Genomic DNA, 1,343 nt, shown 5'->3' with positions numbered 1-1,343 from the left:
CGCCGACGCACTTCCCCCCGGTAACGGAATACCTCACTCCACCCTCCGGCCGCCGTTCCTCCCCGATGGCAGAATGTTGAACTTGCAAGCACATATTAGGCTCCCCTAACCTAAGGCCCCATCGGTTCCGTCCCCAACCGAAGGAGTCCCATGTCCTCCCACCCCCTCACCGCGCGCCTGGACCAGTCACGCCCCTACGCCGTCGGGCTGTTCCGCATGGTCGTCGGCCTGCTCTTCCTCTGCCACGGCGCCGCGGCCCTGTTCGGCGTGCTCGGCGGAGCACACGGCGGCGGCACCGTCGCGGCCGGCACCTGGCCGACCTGGTACGCGGCGGTGATCCAGCTCGTCACCGGCCTGCTGGTCATGCTCGGCACCGGCACCCGCAGCGCCGCGTTCGTCGCTTCCGGCTCCATGGCGTACGCGTACTTCAGCGCCCACCAGCCGAACGCGCTCTTCCCGCTGGAGAACTCCGGCGAGTCGGCGGTGCTGTTCTGCTGGACCATGCTGCTGCTTGTCTTCACCGGCCCAGGCGCCCTCTCCCTCGGCTCGCTGTTCACCACCCTCCGCGAGCGCAACCGCACGGCCGACCCCCGGCCGGCCACCGCCTGAGCCGCCCGGCGCCGACTCGCACATCTCTCCAGCGCCCGCCCGGGTGCCCCTCCGGGCGGGCGCTGCGCGTACGCTTCCAGCCAAGCCGCCGCGGCACGGGGACCGCCCGCAGGGACCGGGGGCTGACCGGACCCGGGGAGTGAAGGTGCTCGAAAGCGTGGCCGCCGGCCCGTGGATCTACGCGGCGGTGGCCCTCTCGGTACTCCTGGACGTCTTCCTGCCCATCCTGCCCAGCGGCGTCCTCCTCGTCACCGCCGCCACCGTGGCCGCGGCCGGCGACGGCTCCCTGCCCGCGCTGGTGCTCTGCGCGGCCGCCGCCTCCCTCCTCGGCGACCTGGCCGCCTACCGCCTCGCCTGGCACGGCAGGTCCCGGCTGCACCGCGCGGTGGCCCGCTCCCCCAGGCTGCGCCGGGCGCAGGAACGACTCGGCACCGCCCTGGCCCGCGGCGGCGGCGCCCTCGTCGTGGTGGCCCGCTTCGCCCCGGCCGGACGCTCCGTGGTCTCCCTCGCCGCCGGCGCCGCCCGCCGCCGCGCGGCCCACTTCCTCCCCTGGTCCGCCCTCGCCGGTGCCGCCTGGGCCACCTACAGCGTCGCCCTCGGCTACCTCGGCCGCCAGTGGCTGGGCACCACCTGGACCGCCCTGGCCGTCCCCGTCCTCGCCCTCTTCCTCGCCGGCGCACTGGCCCTCTGCCTCATCCGCCGCCCCCCGGCCGCCACCCCACCCCCTCACTCTT

At 74.8% G+C, this 1,343-nt stretch carries 2 protein-coding genes; both read left to right on the top strand.

Going from position 1 to position 1,343, the window contains the following annotated elements; all coding sequences use genetic code 11:
• The first annotated feature begins 150 nt into the window (after positions 1-150).
• Positions 151-609: a DoxX family protein gene (locus tag C6N75_RS29510; protein WP_105871896.1), complete on the top strand. Its 459-nt coding sequence runs from the start codon at positions 151-153 to the stop codon at positions 607-609.
• Positions 610-754: 145 nt separating this feature from the next.
• Positions 755-1,343: DedA family protein (locus tag C6N75_RS29505; RefSeq protein WP_105871897.1), on the top strand; the 589-nt coding region annotated here is incomplete at its 3' end.

It is taken from the genome of Streptomyces solincola (assembly GCF_002982015.1).
Taxonomy (GTDB): Bacteria; Actinomycetota; Actinomycetes; order Streptomycetales; family Streptomycetaceae; genus Streptomyces; species Streptomyces solincola.
This window is presented reverse-complemented; position numbering and strand designations above follow the sequence as displayed.